Raw genomic sequence first — 13,625 nt, forward strand, 5'->3', positions numbered from 1 at the left:
TGTTCAGGCCGTCGTACCGGCGTCGAGCAGGCCGCTGAGCAGCGGCACGAGCTGGGCCGTGCTGGAGGCGACATTGGCGAGCACCTCGTCGAGCGTGATCTCGCCTGCATCGGCGCAGCCGGCGGCCCAGTTGGCGACCAGCGCCACGCAGGCGTAGTCGAGCTCCAGCTCGCGTGCCAGGGCGGCCTCGGGCATGCCGGTCATGCCGACCAGATCGCAACCGTCGCGGCGCATGCGCTCGATCTCGGCGCGCGTTTCGAGCCGCGGGCCTTGGGTGGCGCCATAACAGCCGCCGTCGATGGCGGCCACACCGGCCCGGTGCGCAGCGGCCAGCACGGCCGCGCGCAGGGACGCCGAATAGGGTTCGCCGAAATCGACGTGGCGCACCTCGGCGCCGGCCACATCACAGTAGCTGTCGAGTCGCCCGCGGGTGTAGTCGATGATCTGGTCCGGCACCACGATGCAGCGCGGCGCCATGTCGGCGCGGATGCCGCCGACCGCGTTGACGCCGATCACGCGCCGCGCACCGAGGTGATGCAGCGCCCACAGGTTGGCCCGGTAGTTGACGCGGTGCGGCGGGATCGTGTGCGATTCGCCGTGACGCGCCAGGAATGCCACGCGATGGGCGCCGACCTGCCCCACCATCACGCTGTCGGAGGGCGCGCCGTAGGGCGTGTCGATCGCGTGCCGTTCGATGCCGGTCAGTCCCGACCAGCGATACAGGCCGGTACCGCCGATGATGGCCAGGGCGAGCGCGCGCATCACTGCCCCAACGCGTAGATTGCCGGCAGGTTGCGGCCCTGCTCGTAGTAATCCATGCCGTATCCGAACACGTAGCGGTCGGGCACCTCGACGCCGACGAAGTCGGCCGCGATGCTGACGCCGCGGCCATGCGGCTTGCGGCACAGCACCGCGATCAGGACGCGCGCAGCCCCCTCGTCCAGGCACCAGGCGCGCACTGCGTCGAGCGTGTGTCCCTCGTCGAGGATGTCGTCGACGAGCAGCACGGTGCGGCCCGTGAGCGCCACTTTCGGGCGCCGGATCCAGTGCAGCTCGCCGCCGCTCGTTTCGCCGCGGTAGCGCGTGGCGTGCACGTAATCGAACAGCAATGGGGTGGCGATGCGCGTGGCCAGCTGACCGGCGAACGGCAGGCCGCCCTGCATGATCGTCAGCAGGACCGCGCCGCTGGCGTCGAGCGAGCGGTCGATTTCCGCGGCCATGCGCGAGATGGCGGCGTCGAGCGTGGCGCTGTCGTGGATGAGATCGGCACCCTGCAGCGCAGCGGCCAATGGATGATCGGATGGGTTCATGTGGCCTCTGCGGTGTCGAGCGCGCCAAGGCGCGCGATGAAAAGGTCGCGTTGCGGGTTGTCGACGAGAGCCTGCCAGGTCGGCGCCACGGCGCCCTGCAGCACGGCCAGCCGTGCCGCCGGGCAAGGTGGGTGGCGCCGGGCTGCGGCGATCGCCTCGTCGACGATGGCCGGCGAACAGGCCAGCAGCAGGTCGCAGCCTGCCGCCAGCTGGGCGTCGACGCGGGTCGCGATCGGACCGATCGATTCGGCTGCCGCCATGCCGATGTCGTCGCCGATCACGGCACCCCCGAAGCGCAGTTCGCCACGCAGGATGTCCTCGATCCAGCGTCGCGAATAACCGGCCGCCGCAACGTCGACGGCCGGGTAGGTCACGTGCGCCATCATCACCGCCTCGGCGCCGGCGGTGATCGCATCGGCGAATGGGATGAGATCGCTCGTGCGCAGCAGGTCGAGGCTGCGCGGATCGATCGCGGCATCGAAATGGGTGTCGGCGACGACGCTGCCGTGGCCCGGGAAATGCTTGAGCGTGGCGGCCATGCCGGCCAGGCGCATGCCGCGCAGGCAGGCCAGCCCCAGTTGCGACACGACCTGCGGGTCGGCATGCAGGGCGCGCTCGCCGATGGCGAGGTTGCCGCGGGCGAGGTCAAGCACGGGCGCGAAACTCAGGTCCACGCCGATCGCGCGCATCTCGCTGGCCATGATCCAGGCATGTTCCTCGGCCAGCGCCACCGCCGCCTGCGGATCGCGGTCGTAGCGCTCGCCCAGACGCGCCAGCGCCGGCAGGCGGGTGAAACCGTCACGGAACCGCTGCACCGGTCCGCCTTCCTGATCGACGCAGACGACAAACGGCTCGCCTCGCTCGACGCGGATCGCCTCGATCAGCTCGCCCACCTGCTCGCGACTGGAAAAATTGCGCGCGAACAGGATCACGCCGCTGACCCGCGGCTCGGCCAGGCGCGCGCGGTCGGCGTCGAGCAGCGTGTGGCCGGCCAGTCCGATGATGAGCATGCAGTGATCCTTGCAGTCGCAGGCGCGGACGCGGCGTCGGTCGGCGCGCCCCTGCCTGCGCAATCGCCTATTGTAGCGGCCCCGGCGCCATGTGCCGCATGTGGTACCGGCGGCCGCGGCGTGCGGGTGACAAGCCACGCCGCAGCGCTGCCGAGGCGCCGCACGAGGCGCGCGTGGGCGCCGGCGCTATTCGCGCACGAACGTCGCGATCGACTCCACGTGCGCGGTGTGCGGGAACATGTCCATCACGCCGGCGGCCTCGAGGCGGAACCCGTGTCGATTCACGAGGATGCCCGCATCGCGGGCGAGCGAGCCGGGATGGCATGACACGTACACGATGCGGTTGGTGCCCTTGCGCGGCAGGTAGTCGAACACGCCGGCCGCGCCCGAGCGCGGCGGGTCGAGCAGCAGCTTGTCCCAGGATTCGCGCGCCCATGGCGCATCGCGCTGGTCGACGGCGAGGTCGGCGGCGAAAAACCGCGCGTTGTCGATGCCGTTGCGCAGCGCGTTGTCGCGCGAGCGCGCGACCAGCGCGGCCTCGCCTTCCACGCCGGTCACGGCCGCCACCCGGCGTGCGATCGGCAGCGTGAAATTGCCGAGCCCGCAGAACAGGTCGAGCACGCGATCGCCCGGTGCGAGTTCGAGCAGCTCGAGCGCGTGGTGGATCATGCGCAGGTTCATGTCGCCATTGACCTGGATGAAATCGAGCGGCCGGAACGCGATGTCGACGTCGAACTCGGGGATCGCAAACGACAGCGCCACCGTGTCGGGCCACAGCGGCGTCACGCTGTCGGGGCCGCCCGGTTGCAGCAGGATCGCCAGCCCGTGGTGGCGCGCAAATTCGACGAGTGCGCTGCGGTCGGCGTCCGACAAGGGCCGGAGATTGCGCAGGGTCAGCGCCACGGTGTCGTCGCCGGCCGCGATCTCGATCTGCGCGATGTCGGCGCGCGCCTCGAGGCCGCCGATCAGCGCGCCGAGCTCGGCGATGCGCAGGCCCACCGCCGGCAGCAGCGTGTGGCACTGGCCGAGGTCGGCGATGAAGCGCGGATTGTCCTCGCGGAAGCCGACCACCACCTTGTCCTTCTTGGCCACCCACTTGACCGACAAGCGTCCCTTGCGGCGATAGCCCCAAGGTTCGCCCGTGAGTGGTTCGAGCCAGCGCGCCGGTGCCACCTTGCCGATGCGCTCGAAGTTTTCGGCCAGCACATCCTGCTTGGCCGCGATCTGCGCCGCGGTCGGCAGGTGCTGCATGCTGCATCCGCTGCAGGTGCCGAAATGCGGGCAGCGTGGCTCGATGCGCTGCGGCGAGCGCACGAGCAGTTCCTCGATCCTGGCTTCGTCGAAATGCCGGTTGCGCTTGACGATGTGGACGCGCGCGGTTTCGCCGGGCAAGGCGCCGGCGACGAATACGGTCTTGCCGTCGCTGCGGCGGGCGACCCCGCGACCATCGTGCGCGAGGTCGGTAATGGAGACTTCGATGAGGGCCGTCATCCGGATTGCACTGCCGCGGCGAGAGGGCGGCGGATCACTTGCGCTGCCAGAGGCTGTTGGAGTCCTGATAATACCAGCCCGCCTTGGCGCGCTCGATCCACTGCTGCGCGAAGGTGGCGCGGATCTGCCCCGCCCAGTCGGCATGGCCATTGGCCAGCGCGATCTCGCGGTACACGGCTTCGCGGTCGCGGTTTTCGTCGGCCACGGCGGCGTTGACGGCAGCGCGCTGGGGCAGCGCGATCGCCGCCGCATCACGCACCGCGACCAGGCCGTCGCGCGTGAAGCCGAGCGCGCCGCTGTCGAAATGAGGCCGCAGCACGCTGCTGAAGCGTTCCTGCATGCGCGCCTGGATGGCCTGGATCTGCGGCGTCTGCACCGTGATGTCGGCGCCCTGCGCATAGGCACTGGCGATGACGAGGTCGAGCAACGCCGCGGCCGGCGGCTGCTGCGGCGGTGGCGGTGACGGCGGCTCATTCGCAGCCGGCGCCGGGCTGTCGCCGAGCACCTTGTCGACGAACTGGCTGGCGGCCTTCTGCGCCGCGGCCTCCGGAAAGTACACGTTGATGGTCACGCAGGCGGCAGGCAGCGCAAGCACGACGAGCAGGATCACGGTGGCAAGGCGGGAACGCATGGGATCTCCGGGGTCACTGGATGATGGGGGCCTGCCCCTGGGTTGCCTCGTGCAGGCGACGCACGAGGGTGGGCCAGTCGACATGCCGTCGATGGCCGACGATGTCGATGCGTGGCAGGCCGGCGCCCTCGACGATAGCGTAGCCACGCGCCGCAAGCGAATCGCCGTTCGCCTGCGGCGGCGCCAGCGGCTCGATGCCGCCCATCGTGCAGACCTGGTCGCGCAGGCGGCAGCGCAGGCCCAATCGCGCGAACCCGAACGTGTTGACGAGCTTGAGCGCCAGGTTCTGCAACATCGGCGCGCCGCTGGCAATGCCGGTGATGTCGTCGACCGCCTTGTAGCTCATGCGCCCGCCACCCTTGGTGCGCAGCCAGGCATCGAACGCGACCGTGCTCCAGTCGAGCAGGCGCAGGTCGTTGATCGTGCCGTACAGGCGCCCGCTCATGCTGCCGAACGAGAACGCGCTGGTGAGCTGGGTCAGGTCGAAATCCTCGAAGTGGATGTTGGCGCCGAGCGCGGGCGCGCTGCCGAACGGACGCTCCAGGCTCATCGTGTTGACGCCGAGGTGGCCATCGAACAGATACAGGTCGAGTCCGCCATGGAAGTCGATGCGATCGCCGACGAACTCGATCTCGGGCACGCCGCCCGACAGGTTGCCGGGAAACACCGGCCAGCCGAACGCGGCGGACATCTGCGGCAATTGCGCCTGGATGATCGTGAACGAGGCTTCGTAGCGGTCGCCGCGCGGCGAGGCCGGTTGGGCGACGAACTTGCGCAGATTGAGCTTGCCGCCGAACACCTCGATCGCCAGCGGCTCGAGCAGGCGCAGGCTGTCGTGGTCGGCGCCCAGGCGGGCCTGCGCCGGGCCGAACGGGACCTTGTACACCTCGATTCCTTGCCAGCCCAGCGTCGTCGGCGCCGGCACCGACCGTGCATTCCAGGCCACGGCACCGTCGAGACCATGGATCTTGAAGCGGCCATCGCCGTCGTCCACCTCGACCGCGTCGGCGACAAGGCCGAAGGCGCGCGCGCGGCCATCCTCGCGCGTGAAACTGCCGGCCAAGGTGCCGCTGGCGCGCAGGTGCGGATAGCCGCGCGCCGCGAGCCAGGCCGCCGCATACCGTGGCACCGCGCGTGCGAGGTCGACCTGACGCAGCTTGAGCTCGAACGTCGGCAGCGCCGCCACCGGCGCCGTCCATTGTCCATGCGCCGTCACTTCCAGCACGCCGGGGTCGTGCCATTCGAATGCCGCGACGTCCCAGCCGGTGGTCCCGAGCGTGGCCTCCAGGCGCGCACTGACCGGCGTCGGCGGCAGTTCCACATAGAGCGCGCCGGCCAGGTACTGGCCACCCTGCAGGTGCAGCTGCGCGTGCACCTGCGGCGTCGCCAGGGGGCCGGCCAGTTGCAGCGTCGCGTCGAGATTGACCGCGGCCGCGCCGAACGTGCCGGCAGGGGCGTCGTAGCCGATGCCGCGCAGCGCCAGCGTGGTGCTCAGCCACGGCCCATCGCCGCCCGGCGGGCGCAACACGAGTTGCTGCGCCTGCAGGCTGCCGCCGAACAGGCGTGCCTGCAACGGTCCGTGCAACTGCCACACGCCGGCGCGGACTTGCCAGCGTGACTGCAGCGCATCGATCGTGATCGCGCCGCGTCGCGCCTGTCGCCAGGCCAGCGTCTGCACGCTGCCGCTACCGTCGCGTCGCCAGTCGACCGCCCCATGCAGGCCATCGATCGCCAATGCCTGGCTCGGCCAGCGCACGTCGAGACGCGGACTCGACACGAGCACGCCCGCCAGTCCCTGCTCGTCGCTGTCGAGGCTGCCGCGCAGCTCGCCAGCCAATTCGAGGTCGGCCAGCGCGTGCGCAGCCAGCACCCCATGCAGGTAGCGCTGCGTGGCCAGCGGAAACACCGCCTGCGCGCTGTCCACACGCAGCCGCCGCAGCGGCGCGGCGGCCTGTGGATCGAACTGCGCGCTGCCCTCGAACGCGAGTGCAGCGGGGTCGTTGAAGGCCAGCCGCGCGAAGTCCCAGACGCCGCCGCTCTGGCGCGTGGCGTCGATGTCGACCTGCACCGCTGCCGCGGGCAGCTCCGCCTGCAGCACGCCGACGCCAATCCTGCCGCGCGCGAGCTGCAGTTGTGCGACCAGGCGCGGCGCATCGGCGTCCTGCGCGTAGTCGACCGAACCCTCGACATCGACGCCGCGCAGCGCAAGGCTGCCGTCATGGCTGGCGAGATCGAGCGCGCGCAACGCGCCGCGCGCGTGCAACGTGCCGTCGGCGTCGAGCCCCAGTTCGGCGTCGACCACGCCACCGTCGATGCGCCCGCCGCGCCAGTTTGCCGCCAGCGCCGGCGCCAGCCAGACAAGCGGCAGCGCCTGCAGTCGCGCCGTGCGCGGAGCACCCGCCGCGGGCAGATCGAGTTCAACCGCGCTCTGCTCGCGTTGCAGCTGCAGGTGCAGGCCCTGTTGCTGCCAGCGCAGGGTCAGGCTGGCCTGTTGTTCGCCCAGTCGCAGTGGTCCCGTGCACACCAGGGCAGTGCCGTCGCGGCGCAGGGGGCACTGCCAGTCGAGCGCGCTGTCGAGCCCCAGCATGGGGCTGCGCAGGCGCGCCACCGCGAGCTGCACGGTGCCGCCCTCGCCCGCAGTCCGTGCCTGCAGGCGCAGACCTTCGAGCCTGATCTGCGGCGTGGCCACCACGCCGGCTTCGAGTTGCAGGCTGCGCGCGGCGGCGGGCGTCGCGAACGGCAGCAAGGCCGCCGCCAAGGCAGCGAGGAACGGAATTGACGGCGCGCGCATCACGTCCCATTCTGCCGCAACGCCGCCACGGAAGGAGCCGCCATGCCGCGTCCTCGCCTGCTCGTCGCCGACGACAATCCGCTGAGCCTGCGTTTCTTCGCCGACGCCCTCGACGCGCTCGGCATCGACAGCGTGCTGGCGGCCGATGGCGAGCAAGCGCTGGCGCGTGCCGACGGCGGCGCCTTCGACGCGCTGATCCTCGACCTGCGCATGCCGGGGCTGGGCGGCGCGCAGGTGCTGGCCCGCCTGCGCGGCGGCAGCGGTCCGTGCCGCGACGCGCCGGCCCTGGCCAGCAGCGCCGGGCTCGATGCGGCAAGGGCGCGCGCGTTGCAGGCGAGCGGGTTCACCGCAGCGCTGGACAAGCCGCTGACGCTCGCGGCGCTGGCCGCGGCGCTGGCGAACGTCCTGCCCGCCTGGAGCCGGCCGGTGGCGGCCGATGGCGACGTGCTCGACGACGCGCAGGCGTTGGCCGCGGCCGCTGGCGACGCCGGCATCGTGCGCGCGCTGCGTGGACTGTTCGATGCCGAACTGGCCGCGCTGCCGACCGAGATCGCCGCGCTGACGGCCAGTGCCGATGTCGCCGCGCTGCGCGAGCGCCTGCACCGGCTCGACGCCTCGGCCGGCTTCTGCGGCGCGCGCCGCTTGCAACGCGCCATTGCCGCGCTGCGCAGCGCCCTGAGTGACGCCCAATGGCCCGCTGCGGCGTGCGCGGCGCTGCTGGTCAGCGCCAGCCAGGTGCGCGCGGCGCTCGCAGCACCGGCTGCGGACTGCTGAGACGCCTGCCTCGGTGCCGCTTCAGTCCGCACGCGGCGGCGCCAGTGGCAGCGCCAGGGCCCATGACTGCAGGTCGCCACCGAGCAGGTGGCGGATCACGCTGCGCATGAGCCGGCGCAGCTGCGCCAGTTCGGCCGCGTTCGGCACCTCGTCACGGCCGAGCGCGAGCAAGGCCGCGCCGCTGACGCGCGCCAGCCGCCGTCCCTCGTGCCAGGCCACGGCGCCGGCTTCGGGATCCCAGCCGTAATCGGTTTCGGCCAGCAAGGCGCCACCGTCGGCCGCCTGCTCCAGCGCCAGCCCATAGCCGAGTTCGGCAAGAAAGTCGCGTTCGAACCGACGCAGCGTCCAGGCCGCGCCTTCGGCGCCATGCAGGCGTGCCAGGCAGGTGCCATAGTGGACGAACGCACGCGGCTGCGCGTCGCCGCGCCCGCTCAGGCGCAGCACGAGTTCGTTGACATACATCGCCGCCGGCAGCACCTCGCGTGGCAACGACAGCGGCGCGCCTGCCGGTTCGGCGCCACTGAGATTGGCCAGTTCGCCGCCGCCTGCCCAGTCGAGCAGCAGCGGCTGCAAGGGTTGCAGCATGCCGCGCGGCCAGCGACTGCGTTCGCGGCGCACGCCACGCGCGATCAGGCCGACGCGGCCATGGTCGCGCGTGAAGACCTCGAGCAACAGCGACGTCTCGCGCCAGGCGCGCGCATGCAGCACATAGGCCGGTTGCTGGTGGACGCGCATGAGGCCGCCGGGTTCGACCGCTCAGGACACCGCCAGCAGCCGCTGCGCGGCAGCCGGTCGCGATGATGGCGCCGCGCGGTGGCCACCCGCCCACCTATTCGGCATAGCCGAACTGCTTGAGTGCGGCGGCGTCGTCGCTCCACGAGTCGCGCACGCGCACCCACAGTTCCAGATGCACGCGGCGTTCGAACAGGCGTTCCATCGCGCGTCGGGCGGCACTGCCGATCTTCTTGAGCTGGCTGCCGCCGGCGCCGATGACGATGCCTTTCTGGCCGTCGCGTTCGACCCAGATGACGGCGCCGATGCGGCTCAGGCCCGGTTGGTCCTCGAAGCGCTCGATCTCGACCGCGGTCGCATACGGCAGTTCGTCGCCGAGCTGGACCATGAGCTGCTCGCGCACGAGTTCGGCGGCGAGGAAGCGCTCGCTGCGGTCGGTGAATTCGTCCGCCGCAAACATCGCCGCGCCCGCCGGCAGCAGTGCCGCCACCTCGTCGAGCAGTGCAGGCACGCCATCGCCGCGGCGTGCGCACAGGAAGTGCACGCCGGCGTAGGAGTGCGTGCGCGTCAGCTCGGCCGCGAACGCGAGCAGGCGCGTCTTGTCGGCCAGCCGATCGACCTTGTTGACCACCAGCAGCACGGGTTTGCCCAACGGCGCGAGCAGGTTCCAGATCGCCTCGTCCTCGTCGCGCCACTGCGGCGCGTCGATCACATGGATGAGGACGTCGACCTCCTCAGGGGCCTGTCGCGCCACGCGATTGAGCTGGCGGTTGAGCGCCCGGCCGGCTTCGCGATGCAGCCCCGGCGTGTCGAGGAACGCGATCTGCGCGTCGGGGCGCGTCACCACGCCGAGGATGCGGTGGCGCGTCGTCTGCGGCTTGCGCGTGACGATCGACAGCCGCGTGCCGAGCATCGCATTGAGCAGGGTCGATTTGCCGACGTTGGGGCGGCCGATCAACGCGGCGCTGCCGAAACGGTGCGCGGCGGGCGCTTCAGTGACCATCGCTGTCTCTCTCCTCGAGCCGCGCCAGCGCCTGCTCGGCCGCGTGCTGCTCGGCCGTGCGGCGGCTCGACGCCGTGCCGCTGAAGACGCTCTCGATGCCGGCCACGCGGCAGCTCACTTCGAACAGCCGGGCGTGCTCTTCGCCAGACGCGGCCACCAGTTCATACACGGGCAACGGCAGGCCCTGCGCCTGCAGGTACTCCTGCAGGCGCGTCTTGGCATCCTTGGGCGTGCGTGCGCCTTCGCCGACGCGCTGCGCGAACAGGTCACGCACGCGGGCGCGGCAACTGGCCCAGCCGCCGTCGAGATAGATCGCCGCCACCACCGCCTCGAACGCGTCGGCGAGGATCGAATCGCGGCGGTGGCCGCCGCTCTTGAGCTCGCCGGGGCCCAGGTGCAGGCGTTCGCCCAGCTGCTCGCCACGCGCCAGCGCGGCCAGCGCGCCGCCGTTGACGAGCGCGGCCCGCAGACGCGTCATTTCGCCCTCGCTGGCACGTGGATGGAGCTCGTAGATGAGTTCGGCGACGAGCAGGTTCAGCAGCGCGTCGCCGAGGAATTCGAGCCGCTCGTTGTTGAGGTGCGCCGCGCTGCGATGCGTCAGCGCACGTTCGAGCAGGGCGGCATCGGCGAACCGGTGGCCGAGGGCACGCGCCTCACTCACCCGTGTTGTTGCCGAGTGCGACCGAGTGGTCGAAGCTGACCAGCAGGTCGACGTTGTACATGAACGGGATGCGGCGTTCGTAGGCGACGCGCAGGATCACCTTGCCGGCGTCACGCACCGCGCTGATCGCCGACGGTGGCACATTTGCATCGTCGACATACTGCGTGCTGAATTTGAACATCAGACTGCCGCGCAACTGGTCGAGCGACTTCTGCGCCGCGCCGGGTTCCTTGCTTTCCTGGTCCATCGCCTTCACCACGCCGAAGTATTCGGTGTAAGCCGGAATCAGGCGCATCGCCGCATAGGCGAAGAAGCCGAGCACGACGAGGATGATCGCGAAGCCGATGAGGGTGATGCCTTTGACCTTGTGCTGCATGGTGGTTCTCCCCGGGGAAGACGGATGGCTGGCGGCGCGGCCGGCCGCCTATTTGATCATGGTTCCGACGCGGCCCAAACTACCGAAATTCATCCAGATCATGAAGGCCTTGCCGACGAGGTTCTGTTCGGGGACGAAGCCCCAGAACCGGCTGTCGGCACTGTTGTCGCGATTGTCCCCCATCGCGAAGTACTGTCCCGCCGGCACGGTCCAGCGGCCGTCGCGGCCAACCCACACGCCCGACATTTCCAGAATCTGGTGCTGCACGCCGTCCAGATCCTCATTCTTGAGCTCGGCACCGGCATTGGAGCGCCCCGGCTCGGCAGGTCCGGTATAGGCGCCCAGATCGGTCTCGGCGATCTGCACGCCATTCACGAACAGCGTCTTGTTGCGGTATTCGATGGTGTCGCCGGGCAGCCCGATCACGCGCTTGATGTAGTCCTGGCGCGGGTCCTGCGGATAGCGGAACACGAACACGTCGCCACGCCGCGGCTCGCCCGTGGCGAGGATGCGCGTGTTGAGCACGGGCAGGCGCAGGCCGTAGGCGAACTTGTTGACGAGGATGAAATCGCCGACCAGCAGGGTCGGCATCATCGAGCCCGACGGGATCTTGAATGGTTCGGCCACGAACGACCGGAACACGAGGATCAACAACAGCACGGGGAAGAACGAATGCGCATATTCGACCACGGTGGACTCGCGCAGCGTGTCCTGCAGACGCGCCTCGCGCTCCTCTTCGCTCAGTGCGGTCATCGCCTCCAGTGCCCGCGCGCGGGCGCGTCGCCGCGGCCGCAGGAACACGATGTCGAACAGCCAGATCAGGCCCGAGACGCCGGTCAGTACCACGAGCAACAGGGCGAAATTGAAATCCATCGTCGTTTCCTTGGAAATGGCTGCAGCGCGTGCGGCCCGAGCCGGAACCCGGGTCGCGGTACGCGTTCGCGGCCTCAAACGCGCCCGGTGGTACCTGCGCGCCGCGGTCTCACTTGTCCATCTGCAATACGGCCAGGAATGCTTCCTGCGGGATGTCGACGCTGCCGACCTGCTTCATGCGCTTCTTGCCTTCCTTCTGCTTTTCCAACAGCTTGCGCTTGCGCGTGACGTCGCCGCCGTAGCATTTGGCCAGCACGTTCTTGCGCAGCGCCTTGACCGTCGAGCGCGCGATGACCTGGGCGCCGATCGCGGCCTGGATCGCCACGTCGAATTGCTGGCGCGGAATCAGTTCGCGCATCTTCTCCACCAGATCACGGCCACGGCGGTCGGCGCTGGATCGGTGCAGGATCAATGACAGCGCGTCGACGCGCTCGCCATTGATGAGGATGTCCACGCGCACGAAGGGGCCACTCTGGAAGCGCTCGAAGTGGTAGTCCATCGAGGCATAGCCGCGCGACACCGACTTGAGCTTGTCGAAGAAGTCGAGCACGACCTCGGCCAGCGGGAGCTCGTAACTGATCTGCACCTGGGTGGCCAGATAGTGGATCGAGCGCTGGGTGCCGCGTTTTTCCTCGCACAGCTTGATCACGTTGCCGATGTAATCGGGCGGCGTGAGGATGTTGGCGACGATGATCGGCTCGCGGATCTCCTCGACGTTCTGGGTCGGCGGCAGCTTGGCCGGATTGTCGAGTGACAGCAGTTTGCCGTCGGTGAGCAGGATTTCGTACACCACGGTCGGCGCCGTGGTGACGAGGTCGAGGTCATATTCGCGCTCAAGCCGCTCCTGGATGATTTCCATGTGGAGCAGGCCGAGGAAGCCGCAGCGGAAGCCAAAGCCCATCGCCTCGGAGGTCTCGGGCTCGAAATGCAGCGCGGCATCGTTGAGCTTGAGCTTTTCGAGCGCCTCGCGCAGCGCGGGATAGTCGTCGGCGGCAACCGGGAACAGGCCCGCGAACACGCGCGGCTGCATCTTCTGGAAGCCCGGCAGCGGTGCCGGCGCTGGGTCGCGGGCCTGGGTCAGCGTGTCGCCGACCGGGGCCCCGTGCACGTCCTTGATCGAGGCCGTAACCCAGCCGACCTCGCCCATGCCGAGGCGTTCGCGCGGCGCGCGCTTGGGCGTGAACACGCCCACCTGGTCGACCTCGTGGCTGCGCCCGGTCGACATCACCAGCAGCTTGTCGCGCGGGCGGATTTCACCCTGCATGACGCGCACCAGCGACACCACGCCCAGGTAGTTGTCGAACCACGAGTCGATGATGAGTGCTTGCAGCTTGTCGGTCGCGCCCGGCTGTGGCGGCGGGATGCGGGCGACGATCGCTTCCAGCACCGCCTCGACGTTCTGCCCGGTCTTGGCGCTGATCGCGATCGCCTCGCTGGCATCGATGCCGATCACGGCCTCGATCTCGGCCTTGGCGCGCTCGACGTCGGCCGTCGGCAAGTCGATCTTGTTGAGCACCGGCACGACTTCCAGGCCCTGCTCGACCGCCGTGTAGCAGTTGGCCACCGATTGCGCCTCGACGCCCTGCGCCGCGTCCACCACCAGCAGCGCGCCCTCGCAGGCGGCCAGCGACCGGCTCACCTCGTAACTGAAATCGACGTGGCCGGGCGTATCGATGAAGTTGAGCTGGTAGACCTGCCCGTCACGCGCCTTGTATGGCAGCGACACCGATTGGGCCTTGATCGTGATGCCACGCTCGCGCTCGATCGGGTTGTTGTCGAGCACCTGCGCTTCCATCTCGCGCGCGGTGAGGCCACCGCACAGCTGGATGATGCGGTCGGCCAGCGTGGACTTGCCGTGATCGACGTGGGCGATGATGGAAAAATTGCGGATATTGGTCATGCGAACCGGAGACTTGCCCGGTGGCAAGAGCCCCGGCAAAAGCGGGATTATCGCATGCCGCCAGCGAAAAGTG

At 69.8% G+C, this 13,625-nt stretch carries 13 protein-coding genes; 1 reads left to right on the forward strand and 12 read right to left on the reverse strand.

The features are described from left to right. Window positions 1-3: 3 nt before the first annotated feature. From KF903_RS03145 to KF903_RS03170, 6 genes are all read right to left on the reverse strand, one after another. Window positions 4-762, reverse strand: a complete 759-nt coding sequence (locus tag KF903_RS03145) for an S-methyl-5'-thioinosine phosphorylase (RefSeq protein ID WP_291210852.1) — start codon at window positions 760-762, stop codon at window positions 4-6. Then, window positions 762-1,310 (reverse strand): hypoxanthine-guanine phosphoribosyltransferase, encoded by a 549-nt coding sequence (locus KF903_RS03150; protein WP_291210854.1) that lies wholly within the window; start codon window positions 1,308-1,310, stop codon window positions 762-764. Before KF903_RS03150 ends, KF903_RS03145 begins: the two co-directional genes overlap by 1 nt. Then, on the reverse strand, window positions 1,307-2,320 hold the full coding sequence (gene nagZ / locus KF903_RS03155; protein WP_291210855.1) for a beta-N-acetylhexosaminidase: 1,014 nt from the start codon (window positions 2,318-2,320) through the stop codon (window positions 1,307-1,309). The genes KF903_RS03150 and nagZ overlap by 4 nt, the downstream gene beginning before the upstream one ends. A 186-nt stretch (window positions 2,321-2,506) precedes the next feature. Next, window positions 2,507-3,811 (reverse strand): 23S rRNA (uracil(1939)-C(5))-methyltransferase RlmD, encoded by a 1,305-nt coding sequence (gene rlmD / locus KF903_RS03160; protein ID WP_291210857.1) that lies wholly within the window; start codon window positions 3,809-3,811, stop codon window positions 2,507-2,509. A gap of 34 nt (window positions 3,812-3,845) precedes the next feature. Then, the gene (locus tag KF903_RS03165; RefSeq protein WP_291210859.1) at window positions 3,846-4,442 is read right to left on the reverse strand and encodes a YdbL family protein; all 597 of its coding nucleotides are present in this window, start codon (window positions 4,440-4,442) and stop codon (window positions 3,846-3,848) included. A 13-nt stretch (window positions 4,443-4,455) separates the two neighbouring features. Further along, complete coding sequence (locus KF903_RS03170; RefSeq protein ID WP_291210861.1) at window positions 4,456-7,233, reverse strand: hypothetical protein; 2,778 nt, start codon at window positions 7,231-7,233, stop codon at window positions 4,456-4,458. 42 nt (window positions 7,234-7,275) lie between these two features. On the opposite strand from KF903_RS03170, the gene KF903_RS03175 reads away from it, so the two are divergent. Beyond that, on the forward strand, window positions 7,276-8,007 hold the full coding sequence (locus KF903_RS03175) for a response regulator (RefSeq protein ID WP_291210863.1): 732 nt from the start codon (window positions 7,276-7,278) through the stop codon (window positions 8,005-8,007). A 21-nt stretch (window positions 8,008-8,028) separates the two neighbouring features. On the opposite strand, the gene recO is transcribed toward KF903_RS03175, so the two are convergent. From recO to lepA, 6 genes are all read right to left on the reverse strand, one after another. Continuing rightward, a complete protein-coding gene (gene recO / locus KF903_RS03180) occupies window positions 8,029-8,742 on the reverse strand; it encodes a DNA repair protein RecO (RefSeq protein ID WP_291210867.1) in 714 nt (237 codons plus the stop codon). 94 nt (window positions 8,743-8,836) lie between these two features. Further along, window positions 8,837-9,742: a GTPase Era gene (gene era / locus KF903_RS03185; RefSeq protein ID WP_291210870.1), complete on the reverse strand. Its 906-nt coding sequence runs from the start codon at window positions 9,740-9,742 to the stop codon at window positions 8,837-8,839. Continuing rightward, complete coding sequence (gene rnc, locus KF903_RS03190) at window positions 9,732-10,403, reverse strand: ribonuclease III (protein WP_291210874.1); 672 nt, start codon at window positions 10,401-10,403, stop codon at window positions 9,732-9,734. The genes era and rnc overlap by 11 nt, the downstream gene beginning before the upstream one ends. Next, window positions 10,396-10,779, reverse strand: coding sequence for a DUF4845 domain-containing protein (locus tag KF903_RS03195; RefSeq protein WP_291210875.1), 384 nt, complete (start codon window positions 10,777-10,779; stop codon window positions 10,396-10,398). Before KF903_RS03195 ends, rnc begins: the two co-directional genes overlap by 8 nt. Before the next feature lie 48 nt (window positions 10,780-10,827). After that, entirely contained in the window at window positions 10,828-11,652 is an 825-nt protein-coding gene (gene lepB / locus KF903_RS03200; protein ID WP_291210878.1) for a signal peptidase I, read from the reverse strand. A gap of 109 nt (window positions 11,653-11,761) precedes the next feature. Continuing rightward, window positions 11,762-13,552 carry a translation elongation factor 4 gene (gene lepA, locus KF903_RS03205; RefSeq protein WP_291210881.1) on the reverse strand — a complete coding sequence of 597 codons (1,791 nt, stop codon included), beginning with the start codon at window positions 13,550-13,552 and terminating at the stop codon, window positions 11,762-11,764. Window positions 13,553-13,625 lie beyond the last annotated feature (73 nt).

Origin of the sequence: Dokdonella sp. (assembly GCF_019634845.1) — a bacterium.
Taxonomy (GTDB): Bacteria; Pseudomonadota; Gammaproteobacteria; order Xanthomonadales; family Rhodanobacteraceae; genus Dokdonella_A.

Excerpts from the sequence above, each read along its gene's own strand:
- KF903_RS03175 (WP_291210863.1), top strand. The coding sequence starts at position 7,276 with ATGCCGCGTCCTCGCCTGCTCGTCGCCGACGACAATCCGCTGAGCCTG.
- era (WP_291210870.1), bottom strand. The coding sequence starts at position 9,742 with ATGGTCACTGAAGCGCCCGCCGCGCACCGTTTCGGCAGCGCCGCGTTG.
- lepA (WP_291210881.1), bottom strand. The coding sequence starts at position 13,552 with ATGACCAATATCCGCAATTTTTCCATCATCGCCCACGTCGATCACGGC.
- recO (WP_291210867.1), bottom strand. The coding sequence starts at position 8,742 with ATGCGCGTCCACCAGCAACCGGCCTATGTGCTGCATGCGCGCGCCTGG.
- KF903_RS03145 (WP_291210852.1), bottom strand. The coding sequence starts at position 762 with ATGCGCGCGCTCGCCCTGGCCATCATCGGCGGTACCGGCCTGTATCGC.
- KF903_RS03195 (WP_291210875.1), bottom strand. The coding sequence starts at position 10,779 with ATGCAGCACAAGGTCAAAGGCATCACCCTCATCGGCTTCGCGATCATC.
- nagZ (WP_291210855.1), bottom strand. The coding sequence starts at position 2,320 with ATGCTCATCATCGGACTGGCCGGCCACACGCTGCTCGACGCCGACCGC.
- KF903_RS03170 (WP_291210861.1), bottom strand. The coding sequence starts at position 7,233 with ATGCGCGCGCCGTCAATTCCGTTCCTCGCTGCCTTGGCGGCGGCCTTG.
- rlmD (WP_291210857.1), bottom strand. The coding sequence starts at position 3,811 with ATGACGGCCCTCATCGAAGTCTCCATTACCGACCTCGCGCACGATGGT.
- KF903_RS03165 (WP_291210859.1), bottom strand. The coding sequence starts at position 4,442 with ATGCGTTCCCGCCTTGCCACCGTGATCCTGCTCGTCGTGCTTGCGCTG.
- KF903_RS03150 (WP_291210854.1), bottom strand. The coding sequence starts at position 1,310 with ATGAACCCATCCGATCATCCATTGGCCGCTGCGCTGCAGGGTGCCGAT.
- lepB (WP_291210878.1), bottom strand. The coding sequence starts at position 11,652 with ATGGATTTCAATTTCGCCCTGTTGCTCGTGGTACTGACCGGCGTCTCG.